Source organism: Aeromonas sp. 601039, assembly GCF_049174415.1.
Classification (GTDB): domain Bacteria; phylum Pseudomonadota; class Gammaproteobacteria; order Enterobacterales; family Aeromonadaceae; genus Aeromonas; species Aeromonas veronii_A.
Genome location: NZ_JAAKTL010000008.1, coordinates 98,667 through 114,196, shown reverse-complemented (window position 1 = coordinate 114,196; position 15,530 = coordinate 98,667). Strand labels below are relative to the sequence as shown.

13 protein-coding genes and 1 other RNA gene are annotated in these 15,530 nt (G+C 59.9%); all 14 read left to right on the top strand.

Going from position 1 to position 15,530, the window contains the following annotated elements; translation table 11 throughout:
- Positions 1-107 precede the first annotated feature (107 nt).
- An RNA gene (gene rnpB, locus G5195_RS09105) (RNase P RNA component class A) lies at positions 108-494 on the top strand.
- 442 nt (positions 495-936) lie between these two features.
- Complete coding sequence (gene mraZ, locus G5195_RS09100) at positions 937-1,395, top strand: division/cell wall cluster transcriptional repressor MraZ (protein WP_013723406.1); 459 nt, start codon at positions 937-939, stop codon at positions 1,393-1,395.
- Positions 1,396-2,334, top strand: coding sequence for a 16S rRNA (cytosine(1402)-N(4))-methyltransferase RsmH (gene rsmH / locus G5195_RS09095; protein WP_421223119.1), 939 nt, complete (start codon positions 1,396-1,398; stop codon positions 2,332-2,334). It abuts the gene before it with no gap.
- Between the two features lie 3 nt (positions 2,335-2,337).
- Positions 2,338-2,652, top strand: a complete 315-nt coding sequence (gene ftsL, locus G5195_RS09090; RefSeq protein WP_216952213.1) for a cell division protein FtsL — start codon at positions 2,338-2,340, stop codon at positions 2,650-2,652.
- On the top strand, positions 2,649-4,403 hold the full coding sequence (locus G5195_RS09085; protein WP_216952212.1) for a penicillin-binding transpeptidase domain-containing protein: 1,755 nt from the start codon (positions 2,649-2,651) through the stop codon (positions 4,401-4,403). Before ftsL ends, G5195_RS09085 begins: the two co-directional genes overlap by 4 nt.
- Positions 4,387-5,868, top strand: a complete 1,482-nt coding sequence (gene murE, locus G5195_RS09080; protein WP_421223117.1) for a UDP-N-acetylmuramoyl-L-alanyl-D-glutamate--2,6-diaminopimelate ligase — start codon at positions 4,387-4,389, stop codon at positions 5,866-5,868. The genes G5195_RS09085 and murE overlap by 17 nt, the downstream gene beginning before the upstream one ends.
- On the top strand, positions 5,865-7,220 hold the full coding sequence (locus G5195_RS09075; RefSeq protein ID WP_421223115.1) for a UDP-N-acetylmuramoyl-tripeptide--D-alanyl-D-alanine ligase: 1,356 nt from the start codon (positions 5,865-5,867) through the stop codon (positions 7,218-7,220). The genes murE and G5195_RS09075 overlap by 4 nt, the downstream gene beginning before the upstream one ends.
- Positions 7,214-8,296 (top strand): phospho-N-acetylmuramoyl-pentapeptide-transferase, encoded by a 1,083-nt coding sequence (gene mraY / locus G5195_RS09070; protein WP_005341701.1) that lies wholly within the window; start codon positions 7,214-7,216, stop codon positions 8,294-8,296. The genes G5195_RS09075 and mraY overlap by 7 nt, the downstream gene beginning before the upstream one ends.
- 4 nt (positions 8,297-8,300) lie before the next feature.
- Positions 8,301-9,584, top strand: a complete 1,284-nt coding sequence (gene murD / locus G5195_RS09065; protein WP_421223114.1) for a UDP-N-acetylmuramoyl-L-alanine--D-glutamate ligase — start codon at positions 8,301-8,303, stop codon at positions 9,582-9,584.
- A complete protein-coding gene (gene ftsW / locus G5195_RS09060) occupies positions 9,581-10,762 on the top strand; it encodes a cell division protein FtsW (RefSeq protein ID WP_005341699.1) in 1,182 nt (393 codons plus the stop codon). The genes murD and ftsW overlap by 4 nt, the downstream gene beginning before the upstream one ends.
- Positions 10,762-11,844: an undecaprenyldiphospho-muramoylpentapeptide beta-N-acetylglucosaminyltransferase gene (gene murG / locus G5195_RS09055; RefSeq protein ID WP_421223112.1), complete on the top strand. Its 1,083-nt coding sequence runs from the start codon at positions 10,762-10,764 to the stop codon at positions 11,842-11,844. Before ftsW ends, murG begins: the two co-directional genes overlap by 1 nt.
- Positions 11,845-11,955: 111 nt before the next feature.
- On the top strand, positions 11,956-13,410 hold the full coding sequence (gene murC / locus G5195_RS09050) for a UDP-N-acetylmuramate--L-alanine ligase (RefSeq protein WP_216952207.1): 1,455 nt from the start codon (positions 11,956-11,958) through the stop codon (positions 13,408-13,410).
- 97 nt (positions 13,411-13,507) lie between these two features.
- Positions 13,508-14,260, top strand: a complete 753-nt coding sequence (locus tag G5195_RS09045) for a cell division protein FtsQ/DivIB (RefSeq protein ID WP_216952206.1) — start codon at positions 13,508-13,510, stop codon at positions 14,258-14,260.
- Positions 14,241-15,500, top strand: coding sequence for a cell division protein FtsA (ftsA, locus tag G5195_RS09040; protein ID WP_005336148.1), 1,260 nt, complete (start codon positions 14,241-14,243; stop codon positions 15,498-15,500). The genes G5195_RS09045 and ftsA overlap by 20 nt, the downstream gene beginning before the upstream one ends.
- The last annotated feature ends 30 nt before the right edge of the window (positions 15,501-15,530 follow it).

Here is a 15,530-nt window from a genome sequence, read left to right as displayed (position 1 = left end):
TATCGACAATCAGTCAGCCTGTAAACGGGGGCCAAGCGCGATAAATGGCTGTAAACGGGAATTGCCGGTTTACCCCGTGCGTATCGCAAGGGTATAATCCGCGCCTCGGAGTTGGCTGGGCAATCGCTGCTTCGTCGTTGTGTCCCTCGGGACAGACGGGCGGAGGGGAGGAAAGTCCGGGCTTCACAGGGCAGGGTGCCAGGTAACGCCTGGGGGGCGCGAGCCTACGACCAGTGCAACAGAGAGCAGACCGCCGATGGCCCGCAAGGGATCAGGTAAGGGTGAAAGGGTGCGGTAAGAGCGCACCGCGCGACTGGCAACAGTTCGTGGCACGGTAAACTCCACCCGAAGCAAGACCAAATAGGCCCCTATTGGCGCGGCCCGCGTTGGGGGCGGGTAGGTTGCTTGAGCCAGCGAGCGATTGCTGGCCTAGAGGAATGATTGCTACCCGGGGCAACCCGGTACAGAACCCGGCTTACAGGCCGACTCCGACCTCATTCCGAAGAGCCCCGCGATTTATCGCGGGGCTCTTTTTTATGCATGAGAAAATATGGCTTCGTTGGCAGGATATTTTCGGCCTTGTCATTTTGAATGAAATTATATGTTTTAAATCAATCGAATAGTTTCGTATTTGGCACGATGGCAGCGATAGATGGTGATAGAACCCAGGATGATTGTTCGCACCCGCATATTGTGTGTGTTCTCAGTTCATTCACTTATTTCAATTAATCACCAGAGCCTAAAGCCAAATAACTTGTGGAAAATCAACCCACTCAATCTGCGGTATGCAAATGCTGCGTCAATATGTTCCCTCTGCCCCATCTCCTTGCTTGAAAAGCCCCCTGCACGTCCTTAAACTTCAAGGTGGGGAAAAGTGGATCAAAGTGGTTTTTAGAGGGGCAATCAGCCTCCTCATTCACCTTCAGGGACAGCAATTTGTTGCGTGGCGCTCATGCCATCAGCCTGGACAGTAAAGGGCGGTTGGCGATTCCGACTAAATTCCGTGACTGGCTGCGCGACGAAAGCGACGGCCAGCTGGTCTGCACCATCGATATTGCCCATCCCTGTCTGCTGCTTTATCCCCTGAATGAATGGGAAGAGGTCGAGCGCAAGCTCAAGACTCTCTCCAGCATGAATCCGCAAGAGCGCCGTTTGCAGCGCCTGCTGCTGGGACATGCAACTGAATGCGAGCTGGATGGCAATGGCCGTCTGCTGCTCAGTCAGCCACTGCGCAACCATGCGGGGCTGGACAAGAAAATTATGCTGGTGGGCCAGCTCAACAAGTTTGAGTTGTGGGATGAAGCCCGCTGGCAACAACAGGTCAATGACGACATCTTGGGTCTGCCCGGGGACGATTGGGCAAGCTCACCACGACTACAGGATTTCTCTTTATAAATGACCCAAGCCGCTGAACACATCACAGTGCTGCTGCACGAAGCCGTTGAAGGTCTGGCCATCAAGCCGGACGGTGTCTACGTCGACGGTACTTTTGGCCGTGGTGGTCATTCTCGTCTGATCCTGCAGCACCTTGGCCCGAATGGCCGCCTGATCGCCATCGACCGCGACCCGCAGGCGATCGCCGAAGCGGCCAAGATCCAGGATCCCCGCTTCGAAATCGTGCACGGCCCCTTCTCCGGTATCACTCGCTATCTGAGCGATCGTGGTTTGCTTGGCAAGGTGGATGGCTTCCTGCTGGATCTGGGGGTCTCTTCACCCCAACTGGATGATGCCGAGCGCGGCTTCAGCTTTATGAAAGATGGTCCGCTCGATATGCGGATGGACCCCACTTCCGGCCAGAGCGCCGCCGAGTGGCTTGCCAAGGCCGATGTGGATGATATCGCCTGGGTGCTGAAGACCTTCGGTGAGGAGCGCTTTGCCAAGAAGATCGCCCGCGCCATCGTCCACGACCGGGTGACCGAGCCTTACGTGCGTACCCGTCAGCTGGCTGAGATGATTGCCCGGGTCAATCCGAGCAAGGAGAAGGGCAAGCATGCGGCAACCCGCAGTTTCCAGGCCATCCGCATCTATATCAACAGCGAGCTGGACGAGATCGAAACCGTGCTCAACGGTGCATTGGACGTGCTGGCACCACATGGCCGTCTGTCTGTGATCAGCTTCCACTCGCTGGAAGACCGGCTGGTGAAACACTTCATTCGCAAGCACGAGAAGGGGCCTGAAGTGCCCTACGGCATTCCCTTGACCGAGGCCCAGCTGGCTGGCGGTCGCAAATTGAAGTCGGTCGGCAAGGCGCTCAAGCCTTCTGATCATGAGGTCTCTGAAAACACCCGTTCGCGCAGCTCGGTGCTGCGGGTCGCCGAGCGGCTGGCGGAGTAAGCGATGAGCGAAGTACGCGTCCACCTAGCCAAGGAGATCGTTGCCGATCTCTGGCGGCACAAGCTGCAGATTTTTCTGTCGGTTGCCGTACTGGTGACCGCGTTTGCCGTGATCCTGGTGACCAACATGACCCGTGGCCTCACCGCCAAACAGAATGACCTAATGGCGGAAGAGGATCGCCTCAATATCGAATGGCGCCACCTCCTGCTGGAGCAGGGCACTCTGGCGGAACACTCCCGGGTCGCCACGCTGGCCATGGACAAGTTGCAAATGGGTCGCCCTCTGGTGACCACCGAGAAGGTAATTACTCTGCCATGAAACGGAAGGCTACAGCCAAAACCGCTAAAGCGAACGTTAAAGCGCCATCTATCTATCCGTGGCGCTTCCGCACGCTGGTCGTATTCATCGGCATCGCCTTTGTCGGGCTGATCCTCCGTCTGGCCTGGATCCAGGTGATCAATCCGGATCGTCTGCGTCAGGAGGGGGACATGCGCTCTCTGCGAACCACCTCCACCCAGGCGGTGCGCGGCATGATCACCGATCGCAATGGTGAACAGCTGGCTGTTTCCGTTCCGGTCGAGGCGGTCTGGGCCGATCCCAAGACTGTGCACGAGTCCGGTGCTATCCACAATGAGCGGGCTTGGATGGCGCTCTCAGCAGTCCTCAAAATCGATATCAATACTCTCAAGCAACGTATCGCCAACCCCAGCAAGCGCTTCGTCTATCTGCAGCGTCAGGTAACGCCCGCTGTCTCTGAATACATCAAGGGGCTCAAGCTGGGTGGTGTCTATCTGCGTCCCGAGTCGCGCCGCTTCTATCCGACTGGCGAAATCAGTGCCCACCTGGTGGGGGTAACCAACATCGATGGCAACGGGATCGAGGGGATCGAGCGCAGCTACAACGAGTGGCTGACGGCGACACCGGGCGAGATGCGGGTGCGCAAGGACCGGCAGGGCAGGGTCATCGAGCGTCTTGGTATCGTCAAAGAGGGCAAGAACGCCAACGATCTGCAGCTCAGCATCGATCAGCGGGTGCAAGCATTGGCCTACCGTGCCCTCAAGCGGGCAACCGACGAGAACAAGGCAACGTCCGGCTCCATGGTGATGCTGGATATCAAGACCGGCGAAGTGCTCGCCATGGTCAATACCCCCTCCTATAACCCGAACAACCGCGGCCAGTATCAGAGTTTCCGGGTACGCAACCGGGTGGTGACCGATACCTACGAGCCGGGCTCCACAGTCAAGCCGCTGATTTTGCTAAGTGCCTTGCAGGCGGGTGTCACCAGCTGGAAGGATTTCATTCCCGGTGGCCCGCTCTTTATTGGTGCCAAGCAGATCAAGGACGTCAGTATTCACAAGGCGACCAACCTTTACGATATCCTGCGCTACTCCTCCAACATCGGCATGTCGCGCATCGCGCTACGGATGCCGGCCCAAGAGATGATCAACACCCTCAGTATGTTCGGTTTCGGCATGGATACCGGCAGCGGACTGATGGGCGAGAGCGGTGGTATGTTGCCTCAGCGTCGGCGCTGGTCCGATATCGAGCGGGCGACCCTTTCATTTGGTTATGGTCTGCGGGTTACCCCGCTGCAACTGGCTTCCGCCTACGCCACCTTGGCCAACAAGGGCAAGCGAGTGCCCATCTCCATCGTCAAGGTGACCACGCCGCCCAAGGGTGAGCAGGTGATCGACCACAACAACGCCTCCGCCATGCTGCAGGCGCTGGAGTACGTGGTCGACAACGCTATTCCCAAAGCCAAGATTCCGGGTTATCGGGTCGGTGGCAAGAGTGGTACCGCCAAGGTCGCCGTTGCCGGAGGCTACGGCAAGGATTACATGGCCTGGTTTGCCGGTTTTGCCCCTGCCAGTAATCCCCGTTTCGTCATGGTGGTGGTGATTAACGAGCCAAAAGGCAGTGCTTACTATGGCGGTGCCGTGGCGACCCCGCCGTTTGCAGAGGCCATGGGCGGGGTACTGCAACTCTTCAACATTCGTCCTGACGCGGTGCCCACAGCGGTGCCCGCCAAACTTGCCCGTACGGAGGCTCCTCTTGTCCCGCGCACTTGATGCATTACTGCGCCCCTTCGGTATCCAGGCGCCGGCGCTCACTCTGACCGATATCCAGCTGGATAGTCGGCGGGTTGGCCCCGGCTCGCTCTTCGTGGCTATTTGCGGTCATCAGGTGGATGGCAGACGTTTCATCGAACAGGCGGTTGCTCAGGGAGCGACCGCTGTTGTGTTTGAGGAGGATGGTGAATTTATCCCACCATCGACTCCGGTTCCCTGTATCGGGATGCGGGATCTGCCCGCTCACCTCTCTGCTCTTGCGGGCTATTTCTACGATCAGCCAGCCCAAAAATTGGATCTGGTCGGGATCACCGGCACCAACGGCAAGAGCACTACCGCTTTGCTGGTCGCCAACTGGCGCACCCTGCTGGGTGGTAAGGCCGGGGTGATGGGCACCATCGGCAACGGCCTGTTTGGCCATCTGATCGAAGCGGAAAATACCACTGGCAGCGCCGTGCAGGTACAAGCCAATCTGGCTGCGCTGCAAGAGCAGGGGGCGGATCTGGTGGCGATGGAGGTCTCCAGCCATGGTCTGGTGCAGCACCGTGTCGCCGCGCTGCCCTTTTCCGCCGCTGTCTTTACCAACCTGAGCCGGGATCACCTCGACTACCACGGCACCATGGAAGCCTATGGCGCGGCCAAGGAGCAGCTGCTGCAGCTGGTCGACGAGTCGAATGCGGTGATTAACCGAGATGACGAATTGGGTGCCAAGTGGCTCGAAAAATACCCGGCAGCGGTGGCTTTCAGTGTGAATGGCCCGATTGAATACCATTTTGGCCGTCAATTAACGGCGCAGCAGCTCGATTTTCACCAGCAAGGTTTTCGCGCGCAGATTAACTCCAGCTGGGGGAATGGTGTATTATCCGCCCCCTTGCTCGGGCGCTTCAACGTCAGCAATGTGCTGGCGGCGATGGGCGTAATGCTGGTGCTCGGTTACGACTTCCATGAGCTACTGGCAACTGCCCCGAAATTGCAGCCAGTGACCGGTCGTATGGAGTGTTTCGGCGGTGGTGATACGCCGCTGGCGGTGGTCGATTACGCCCACACCCCTGATGCGCTGGAAAAGGCATTGCAGGCCCTGCGGGTGCACTGCACCGGCCAGCTTTGGTGTCTGATTGGCTGTGGTGGCGACCGCGATCGCGGCAAGCGTCCCATGATGGCCGCCATGGCCGAGCAGTATGCGGATCGCGTGATCCTGACCGACGACAATCCCCGTACCGAGGAGCCGGCCCGGATCATGGCCGACATGGTGGCGGGTCTTCGCGATCCTGCTGCGGTGCAGGTGGAGCACGACCGGGTCAAGGCGATTGCGCTGGCCATCGGTCAGGCGAGCAAGCAGGACATCATCCTGGTGGCCGGTAAGGGCCATGAGGATTATCAGATCATTGGAACCGACAAGCGGCACTACAGCGACCGGGAAACCGTCGCGGCCGCCTTGCACACATTATTGGAGTCATTCAAATGATGACCCTCAGGCTTGCCGAGCTGGCGCAGGTACTCGATGCCCGTCTGATTGGTGACGATGGCGAGATCACCGTTGTCAGTACCGACACCCGCACTTTGGGCGCGGGTGCCCTGTTCGTTGCCCTGCGCGGCGAGCGTTTCGATGCCCACGATTTTTGCGAGCAGGCTGTTCAGGCAGGGGCCTCTGCTCTGCTGGTCGAGCGTGAGCTGCCGCTGGCCATTCCCCAGCTGGTGGTGGCGGACAGCCTTAAGGGGCTGGGCCGACTCGGCAAGCTGGTGCGCGAGCGCATCAATCCGAAAGTGCTGGCCATTACCGGCAGCTGCGGCAAGACTACGGTGAAGGAGATGGCAACTGCCATCCTGCGCAACGAAGGGGAAGTGCTGGCCACCGCTGGCAACTTCAACAATGAGGTGGGCGTGCCGCTCACCCTGCTGCGCCTCGAGCCGCAACACCAGTTTGCGGTGATGGAGCTGGGAGCAAACCACAAGGGCGAAATCGCTTGGACTACCTCGCTGGCCAAGCCCGATGCCGCCATCATCAACAACGTCGCAGCTGCCCATCTTGAGGGCTTCGGCTCTCTTGAGGGGATCTACCACGCCAAGAGCGAAATTTTTGAGGGCTTGAGCGAAGGCGGCACCGCCATCGTCAACGCCGACAACGAATTCTGGCCGAAGTGGCGCGAGCGTGGCATTCGCTGCGCCTTCTCCATCGAGGATCAGAGCCAGCCGTTCCATGCTCGCGATGTGGTTCTCAACGCTCAGGGTTGTGCCGAGTTCGTCATGGTAACCCCGCAGGGTGAGGTGAGCCTGACTCTGGCGATCCCCGGCCGCCATAACGTGGCCAATGCGCTGGCTGCCGCCGCGGGCTGTCTGGCCCTCGGCGCATTCCTCGACTCCGTCAAGGTGGGGCTGGAGCAGATGGCACCGGTCAAGGGACGCTTCTGCGTCCAGCGCTGGGGCGGTCTGACTCTGGTGGATGATACCTACAATGCCAGCGTGGAGTCCGTGCTGGCGGGCATCGATGCCTTGACCGCCATGAGCGGCTTTAAGGTGCTGGTGTTTGGCGACATGCGGGAACTGGGTGAGGAGTCTGCCGAGCAACATGCCCGGGTTGGCCGTCATGCCCGCGAGTGCGGTCTGGATGCCGTGCTGACAGTAGGGGAACATAGTCGCTATACCGCAGATGCCGCGGCTGGCCGACATTTCGATAACAAGGCGTCGTTGTTTGAAGTGCTTGCGCAAATGATAAATACACATCAGGAAATTTCGATTCTGGTCAAGGGTGCCCGTGGCTCCCGCATGGAAGATATCGTCGAGATGGTCAAAGGCCATCAGGAGTCAGCCACATGCTAGTCTGGCTGGCCGAACTGCTCACCCCGCACTTCACCTTCTTCAACGTCTTCTCCTACCTGACGTTTCGCGCCATCCTGTCGATCATTACCGGTCTGGGAGTTGCGCTCTGGATGGGGCCGCGCCTCATTCGTCGCCTGCAGATCCTGAAGTTCGGTCAGGTGATCCGCAACGATGGTCCCGAGTCCCACCTCAGCAAGCGGGGCACTCCGACCATGGGTGGTCTGATGATCATTGCTGCGATTTTCACGTCTGTGCTGCTCTGGTGCCGCCTCGACAACCCCTATGTCTGGCTGGTGCTGTTTGTGCTGGGTGCCTATGGCGCCATCGGCTTTGCCGACGACTACCTTAAGGTGGTGCGCAAGAATACCGACGGCCTGATCGCCCGCTGGAAGTACTTCTGGCAATCCGCCGTTGCGCTGGGAGTGGCTGTATTCCTCTACGCCACGGCCACCCATGATGGTCAGACCCAGCTGGTGGTGCCCTTCCTCAAGGATGTGATGCCGCAACTTGGCCTGATGTTTATCCTGCTCACCTATTTCGTCATTGTTGGTACCTCCAACGCGGTCAACCTGACCGATGGTCTGGATGGCTTGGCCATCATGCCGACCGTGATGGTGGCGGGCGGCTTTGCGTTTATCGCCTGGGCAACCGGCAACGTCAACTTCGCCAGTTACCTGCATATTCCCTATGTTCCCTATACCTCCGAGCTGGTGATCGTCTGTACCGCCATCGTCGGTGCGGGTCTGGGCTTCCTCTGGTTCAATACCTATCCGGCACAGGTCTTCATGGGCGACGTCGGCTCTCTGGCGCTGGGCGGCGCGCTCGGTACCATCGCCGTACTGGTGCGTCAGGAATTTCTGCTGGTGATCATGGGCGGTGTCTTCGTGATGGAGACTGTCTCGGTGATCCTGCAGGTGGGGTCATACAAGCTGCGCGGCGTGCGGATCTTCCGCATGGCGCCGATCCATCACCACTACGAGAAGAAGGGCTGGCCGGAGCCGCGCGTTATCGTGCGATTCTGGATCATCACCCTCGTGCTGGTGCTGCTGGGTCTTGCCACCCTGAAGGTGAGGTAAGGCCATGGTCATCATCATCGGATTGGGTAAAACCGGACTCTCCTGCGTCGACTACTTCCTCGGCCGTGGCGTTACGCCGCTGGTGATGGATACCCGTACCAACCCGCCTGGCAAGGATCAGCTGCCGCCAGAAGTGGAGCTTATCCACGGGCTGGATGAAGAGCTGCTCAAGCAGGCGCACATGATCGTAGCGAGTCCGGGTATCGCGCTGGCTACCCCTGAATTGAAAGCGGCTGCCGAATGTGGTGTGCAGATCGTCGGCGATATCGAGTTGTTCGTTCGCGAGACCGAGACACCGGTCATTGCCATCACAGGTTCCAATGGCAAGAGCACTGTCACTACGCTGGTGGGTGAGATGATTGCCGAAGCCGGGCTCAAGGTGGGCGTGGGCGGCAATATCGGTACGCCTGCGCTGGAGCTGCTCAAGCAGCCGATGGATCTCTGCGTACTGGAGCTCTCCAGCTTCCAGCTGGAGAGCACTCACAGTTTGCGTGCTGCTGCCTCTGTGGTGCTGAACCTCTCTGAAGATCACATGGATCGCTATCAGGGTATGGCCGACTACCGTGCCGCCAAGATGGAGATCCATCAGCACTCCAAACACATTCTGGTCAATCGCGACGATCCCCAGACTTTGCCCGATGTGGGTCAGGTGTGGCAGAGCTTCGGTCTTGACTGCAATGGCTATGGCCGCTGCCTGCTGGATGGCCGCTACTGGTTGACCCTGCACGGCGAGCCGCTGCTGGCGGTGGACGAGATGAAGATCGTCGGTGCCCACAATCAGGCCAACGCGCTGGCCGCCATGGCGCTGTGCGATGCGGTCGGCATTCCCCGCGCTGCCCAGCTCACCGTGCTGCGCCGCTTTGAAGGCTTGCCCCACCGTGCCCGTTTCGTGCGCGAAGTGAACGGGGTGCGCTGGATCAACGACTCCAAAGCCACCAACGTGGGAGCTACGCTAGCTGCCGTTGCCGGTGTGCGCGAGTCGGTCAAGGGGCGCCTGTTGCTGCTGGCCGGTGGTCAGGGCAAGGGGCAGGATTTTGGCCCGATCCAGGCGCTGCTGGGCAACCAGATCGATCACATGTACTGCTTCGGTCAGGATGCCGAGGTGCTGCTGGCGCTGGGTGAGCAGACCGAACGGGTGGCCGACCTGGCCGCTGCGGTTGCCAAGGCGGCTGCCGATGCCAAGCCCGGTGACTGGGTGCTGCTGGCGCCAGCCTGTGCCAGCCTCGATCAGTTCAAGTCGTTCGAGGTGCGTGGCGATCGCTTTACCGAGATGGTGATGGCGCTATGAATGCCCTTCGCGCAGCCGCAGGTCTGTTCCAGCGCTGGCTATTGCCGGCGCGCCCTGCCGGCCTCTATGACCGGCAGTTGGTGTTGCTGGCGCTCTCCCTGATGGCGGTCGGGGTGGTGATCGTGGCATCAGCCTCGATCCCGGAGGGGATCTCCCTGGGGGATGATCCCTTCATGTTTGTGAAGCGTCACGCCATGTTTCTGGTGATGGCGCTCGGTATCTCCTGGTTTGTGTTGCAGGTGCCGATGGCGCGCTGGCAGGAGTACAACGGACCCATGCTGTTGCTGGCCATTCTGCTGCTGGTACTGGTGCTGGTGGTCGGGCGCAATGTCAACGGTGCGGTGCGCTGGCTGCCACTGGGCCCCTTCAACCTGCAGCCGGCCGAGTTTGGCAAGCTGGCCCTATTCGTCTATCTGGCCGGTTATCTGGTGCGGCGTCAGAACGAGGTGCGTGAAGCCTGGCTTGGCTTCCTGAAGCCCTTGGCAGTATTCGGGGTGTTGGCGATCCTGTTGCTGCTGCAACCGGATCTGGGGTCGACCGTGGTGATGTTCGTCACCTCGTTCGGCATGCTGTTTCTGGCTGGCGCCAAACTGTGGCAGTTCATGATCCTTATCGGTGGCGGTCTTGGTGGGGTGATCATGCTGATCATCGTCGAGCCATACCGGATGCGTCGGGTGACCTCTTTTATGGATCCCTGGGCCGATCCGTTTGGCAGTGGCTACCAGTTGACCCAGTCGCTGATGGCGTTTGGCCGTGGCAGCTGGTTTGGCGAAGGGCTCGGCAACTCCATCCAGAAGATGGAGTACCTGCCGGAAGCGCATACCGACTTCGTGTTTGCGATCCTCGGCGAAGAGCTGGGTTACGTTGGGGTACTGGGCGCCCTGTGTCTCATCTTTGCGTTGGCGATCAAGGCGTTGAAGCTGGGGCATCGCGCCCTGCAAGCCGACCGCCTCTATGATGGCTATCTGGCTATCGGTATCGGCATCTGGTTCAGTTTCCAGACTTTCGTCAACGTTGGCGCAGCCAGCGGCATGATGCCGACCAAGGGGTTGACCCTGCCGCTGGTCAGTTACGGCGGCTCGAGTCTCATCATCATGACAGTGGCGGTGAGCATGTTGATTCGAATCGATTTTGAGTTGCGTCAGGCGACTGCCCAGGCGCGGGTGCGGGAGGTTTAGTGAGCAAGACGCTGTTGGTGATGGCAGGTGGTACCGGGGGGCATGTCTTTCCCGGTCTGGCCGTGGCCGATCGACTGAGGGAGCAGGGCTGGACTGTCCACTGGCTGGGGACGGCGGACCGGATGGAGGCGGAGCTGGTGCCCGCCCATGGTTATCCCATCTCCTTCATCGATATTCAGGGGGTGCGTGGCAACGGCATCAAGCGACTGCTGATGGCGCCCTATCGCATCGTCAAATCAATCTTGCAGGCGCGTCAGGTGATCAAGACTGTTCGCCCGGATGTGGTGCTCGGTATGGGGGGCTTTGCCTCCGGTCCGGGGGGAGTGGCTGCCTGGTTCTCCGGCATCCCGTTGCTGCTCCATGAGCAGAATGCTGCTGCAGGCATGACCAACAAGCTGCTGGCGCGTATTGCCAAGCGGGTGCTGATGGCATTTCCGGGCGCCTTCGCGCCGAGCCGCCGTACCGCCGTGGTAGGCAATCCGGTGCGTCCCGAAGTGGTCGCCCTGCCGGATCCGCAGCTTCGCAGCGAAGCCGAGCCGCTGCATCTGCTGATCGTCGGTGGCAGCCTGGGTGCCCGGGTGCTCAACCAGCAGGTACCCGCTGCGGTGGCGGCGGCTGGTGTGCCTATCGAGGTGCGTCACCAGTGTGGCAAGGGCAATGCCGAGACAGTGTCTGCTGCCTATGCCCAGCACGGCATCAATGCCGAGGTGAGTGAATTTATCAAGGATATGGCCGGCGCCTATGCCTGGGCCGATCTGGTTGTCTGCCGGGCGGGAGCCCTGACGGTATCCGAGGTGGCCGCCGCCGGGGTGGCAGCCATTTTCGTCCCGCTGCCCCATGCAGTGGATGATCACCAGACCCGTAACGCTCTGACTCTGGTCGACGGTGGTGCGGCCGAATTCCTGCCCCAGTCCGAGCTGACCACCACCTCGCTGGCGGCGCGCCTCTCCTGGCTGGCTGGCCGCAGGGAGACCCTGTTTAGCATGGCTCAGGCCGCCCGTCGCGTTGCCATTACCGATGCGGCCGAGCGGGTTGCTGATGAGTGCAAGCGGCTCGCCAGTGGGCAGAGTGGTAAAGATTAATGAGCAAGGTTGCAGTGGTGACTCCGTGCAGCCTTGTACCTGTATGTATTGATGCCGCTGTGCAGCCGAGCTTTGACGGTACATGGCCTGCGGCAGACTAAAGAGACGATTATGACCAAGGTTGAACTGGCAAAACTGCGTACTGTGATCCCCGAAATGCGCCGCGTGCGTCGCATCCATTTTATCGGTATCGGTGGTGCCGGTATGGGCGGGATCGCCGAAGTACTTGCCAACGAAGGGTATCAGGTAACGGGTTCTGATCTGGCTCGCAATGCGGTGACCGAGCGGCTTGAGGCTCTGGGCGCCCATATCTTTACTGGCCACAACGCCGAGCACGTCAACGGCGCCAGCGTGGTGGTGGTTTCTACTGCCATCAAGCAGGACAACCCGGAGTTGCTGGCTGCCCGCGAACTGCGGATCCCGGTAGTACGGCGTGCTGAGATGCTGGCCGAGCTGATGCGTTTCCGGCACGGTATCGCCATTGCCGGTACCCACGGCAAGACCACCACCACCAGTCTGGTGGCGAGCATCTATGCCGAAGCCGATCGCGACCCGACCTTCGTCATCGGTGGCCTGCTCAACAGTGCCGGCACCAATGCCCGCTTGGGAAGCAGCCGCTACCTGATTGCCGAAGCGGACGAGAGCGACGCCTCTTTCCTGCATCTGCAGCCGATGGTCTCTATCGTGACCAACATCGAAGCGGATCACATGGACACCTACGGCGGTGACTTCTCCAGGCTGAAGGCCACCTTCATCGAGTTTCTGCACAATCTGCCCTTCTACGGACTGGCGGTGGTCTGCATCGATGATCCGGTGATCCGTGGCATGTTGCCGGAGATTGCCCGCCCGACCCTGACCTACGGTCTCTCTGAAGACGCTGACGTGCAGGTACTGGATTTTGTCCAGACCAACAACCACAGCCGCTTCCGGGTGCGCCGCAAAGAGGCGGGTGAACTGCAGGTCACCCTTAATTTGCCGGGCATTCACAACGCCTTGAACGCCGCCGCGGCGATTGCTGTCGCGACGGAAGACGGTGTCAGCGACGAGGCCATCATCTCTGCGCTGGCCAAGTTTGAAGGTGTCGGCCGTCGCTTCCAGCAGTATGGCGAGTTCGAAACTGGTCGTGGCAAGGCGATGCTGGTGGACGATTACGGCCACCACCCGAGCGAAGTGAAGGTCACTATCAATGCCGCCCGTGCCGGTTGGCCCGAGAAGCGTCTGGTGATGGTGTTCCAGCCGCACCGTTATACCCGCACCCGCGACCTCTACGAGGACTTCGCCGATGTGCTCTCCAAGGTAGACGTGCTGGTGATGCTGGAGGTTTATGCTGCCGGTGAGGAGCCGATCCCGGGCGCTGATGGACGGGCACTGTGCCGCTCCATTCGCTCGCGCGGCAACCTGGAACCCATCTTCGTCGCTACACCGGATGACGTGCCAGCCGTGCTGGCCGACCTGATTGGCGAGGGGGATTTGGTGCTGACTCAAGGCGCCGGGAACGTCGGGGCACTGGCCCGTCGTCTTGGCGAGATGAAATTGAGCATAGATAGCATGAAATCTGGTGCCTGAGGGCCCAATGAGTATTTTGACCGCCAAGCCGGGGCCTATATAATGGCGAACCGGTCTGTCAAAGGCCGGTTTAGCGCGTTACACGGGGATCGAACGGGTGGAGGCAAGGGCACAGGGGCGCACCAAGGGTGGCTTCATCGCAGGGGTGATGTTTTTCCTGCTGGTGATATGGGGCTGCTACCGGACGGCGCTGGATGTTAAAGATTGGCTGACGGATGCCAATCGGTTGCCCATGAGCGAATTGTTGCTGCAAGGGCAACATCAGTATCTGGAGACGGAGGAGCTGCGGTTAGCGGTACTGGATGGTGCCGAATTACGCAACTTCTTCGAGTTGGATGTCAATGAATTGCAGGCAAGGCTCAATGCCTTGCCATGGGTGGCCTCAGTATCGGTACGCAAGAAGTGGCCGAACAAGATCAAGGTCTACCTGACGGAACAGGACGTAGCGGCGCGCTGGAACGGCAACCGCTTTGTCAACACCAAGGGCAAGGTGTTCAGCGCCCCGGATCGGGTCAAGACGCCGCTGATGCAGTTGTCGGGGCCGGATGACCAGGCCGCCATGGTGTTGAAAGAGAGTCGGCAGTACGAGTCGCAACTGGCTGCCAAGGGATACAAGTTGCTGGGAGTGAATCTGACTCCCCGCCATGCCTGGGAGCTGACCCTGGATGGCAATATCAAGCTGTTTCTGGGTCGCAACGACATAGCGCTCAGGTTGCAGCGATTTATCGATGCCTTCCCGGTTATCGAACCCCGTTCGCAGGTTGCGTATGTGGATCTTCGATACGATACCGGTGTGGCAGTTGGCTGGAAGAAGAGCGAAGAGAAAGTGCATGACCAACACCGCAGATAGGAATTTGATTGTCGGACTGGATATCGGCACAACCAAGGTGGCGGTTCTGGTCGGGGAAGTATTGCCGGACGGTGAGCTGAACGTCATCGGTATGGGCAGTCACGCCTCCCGCGGGATGGAGAAGGGTGGGGTCAACGATCTCGACTCCGTGGTCAAGTCATTGCGCCGTGCGGTGGAAGAGGCCGAGATGATGGCCGACTGCCAGATCAGCTCGGTTTATCTGGGTTTGTCCGGCAAGCATATCGACTGCCGCAACGAGACCGGCATGGTGCCCATCTCCGATGAGGAGGTGACCCAGGAGGATGTGGACAACGTGATCCACACCGCCAAGTCGGTTCGCCTCTCCGACGAGCTGCGTGTGCTGCACGTGCTGCCCCAGGAGTTTGCGATCGACTATCAGGAAGGGATCAAGAATCCGGTCGGCCTCTCCGGCGTGCGGATGGCGGCCAAGGTTCACCTGATCACCTGCCACAACGACATGGCTCGCAACATCGAGAAGTGTGTGGAGAAGGTCGGTTTGCGCGTGGATCAACTGATCTTCTCCGCGCTGGCCTCCAGCTATGCCGTATTGACCGAAGACGAGAAAGAGCTGGGTGTCTGCGTGGTGGATATCGGTGGCGGTACCATGGATATGTCGCTGTTTACCGGCGGTGCCCTGCGCCACACCAAGGTGATCCCGTATGCTGGCAGCACTGTGACCAGCGACATCGCCTACGCCTTCGGCACGCCGCCGCTCGACGCGGAAGCGATCAAGGTGCGTTACGGTTGCGCCCTCGGTCGTCTGGTCAGCAAGGAAGACAATATTGAAGTACCCAGTGTCGGTGGTCGCCCGGCGCGCAGCCTGCAACGGCAGACACTGGCTGAAGTGATTGAGCCCCGTTACACCGAGTTGCTCTCCATGGTGAATGATGAGCTGGTGCGGGTACAAAGCGAGTTGAAAGCGCAGGGGGTCAAGCATCAGCTGGCAGCCGGTGTGGTCTTGACCGGCGGCGCTGCCCAGATTGAAGGTATTGTGGAGTGTGCAGAGCAGATCTTCCAGAGCCAGGTCCGGGTGGGAGAGCCCATGAACATACGTGGTTTGAGTGATTACGTGCAGGCACCGGTGTACTCGACTGCGGTCGGGTTGCTGCAATATGGCCGCACCCATCAAGCCACAGGTAGCAACAAAGAATATGCCGCCAAGGCAAGCGTCGGTGGCCTGGTCAAACGGGTTAGCAACTGGCTGCGTGGCGAGTTCTAAGAATTTTGCTGAGTCAGGCAAATAAAGCGG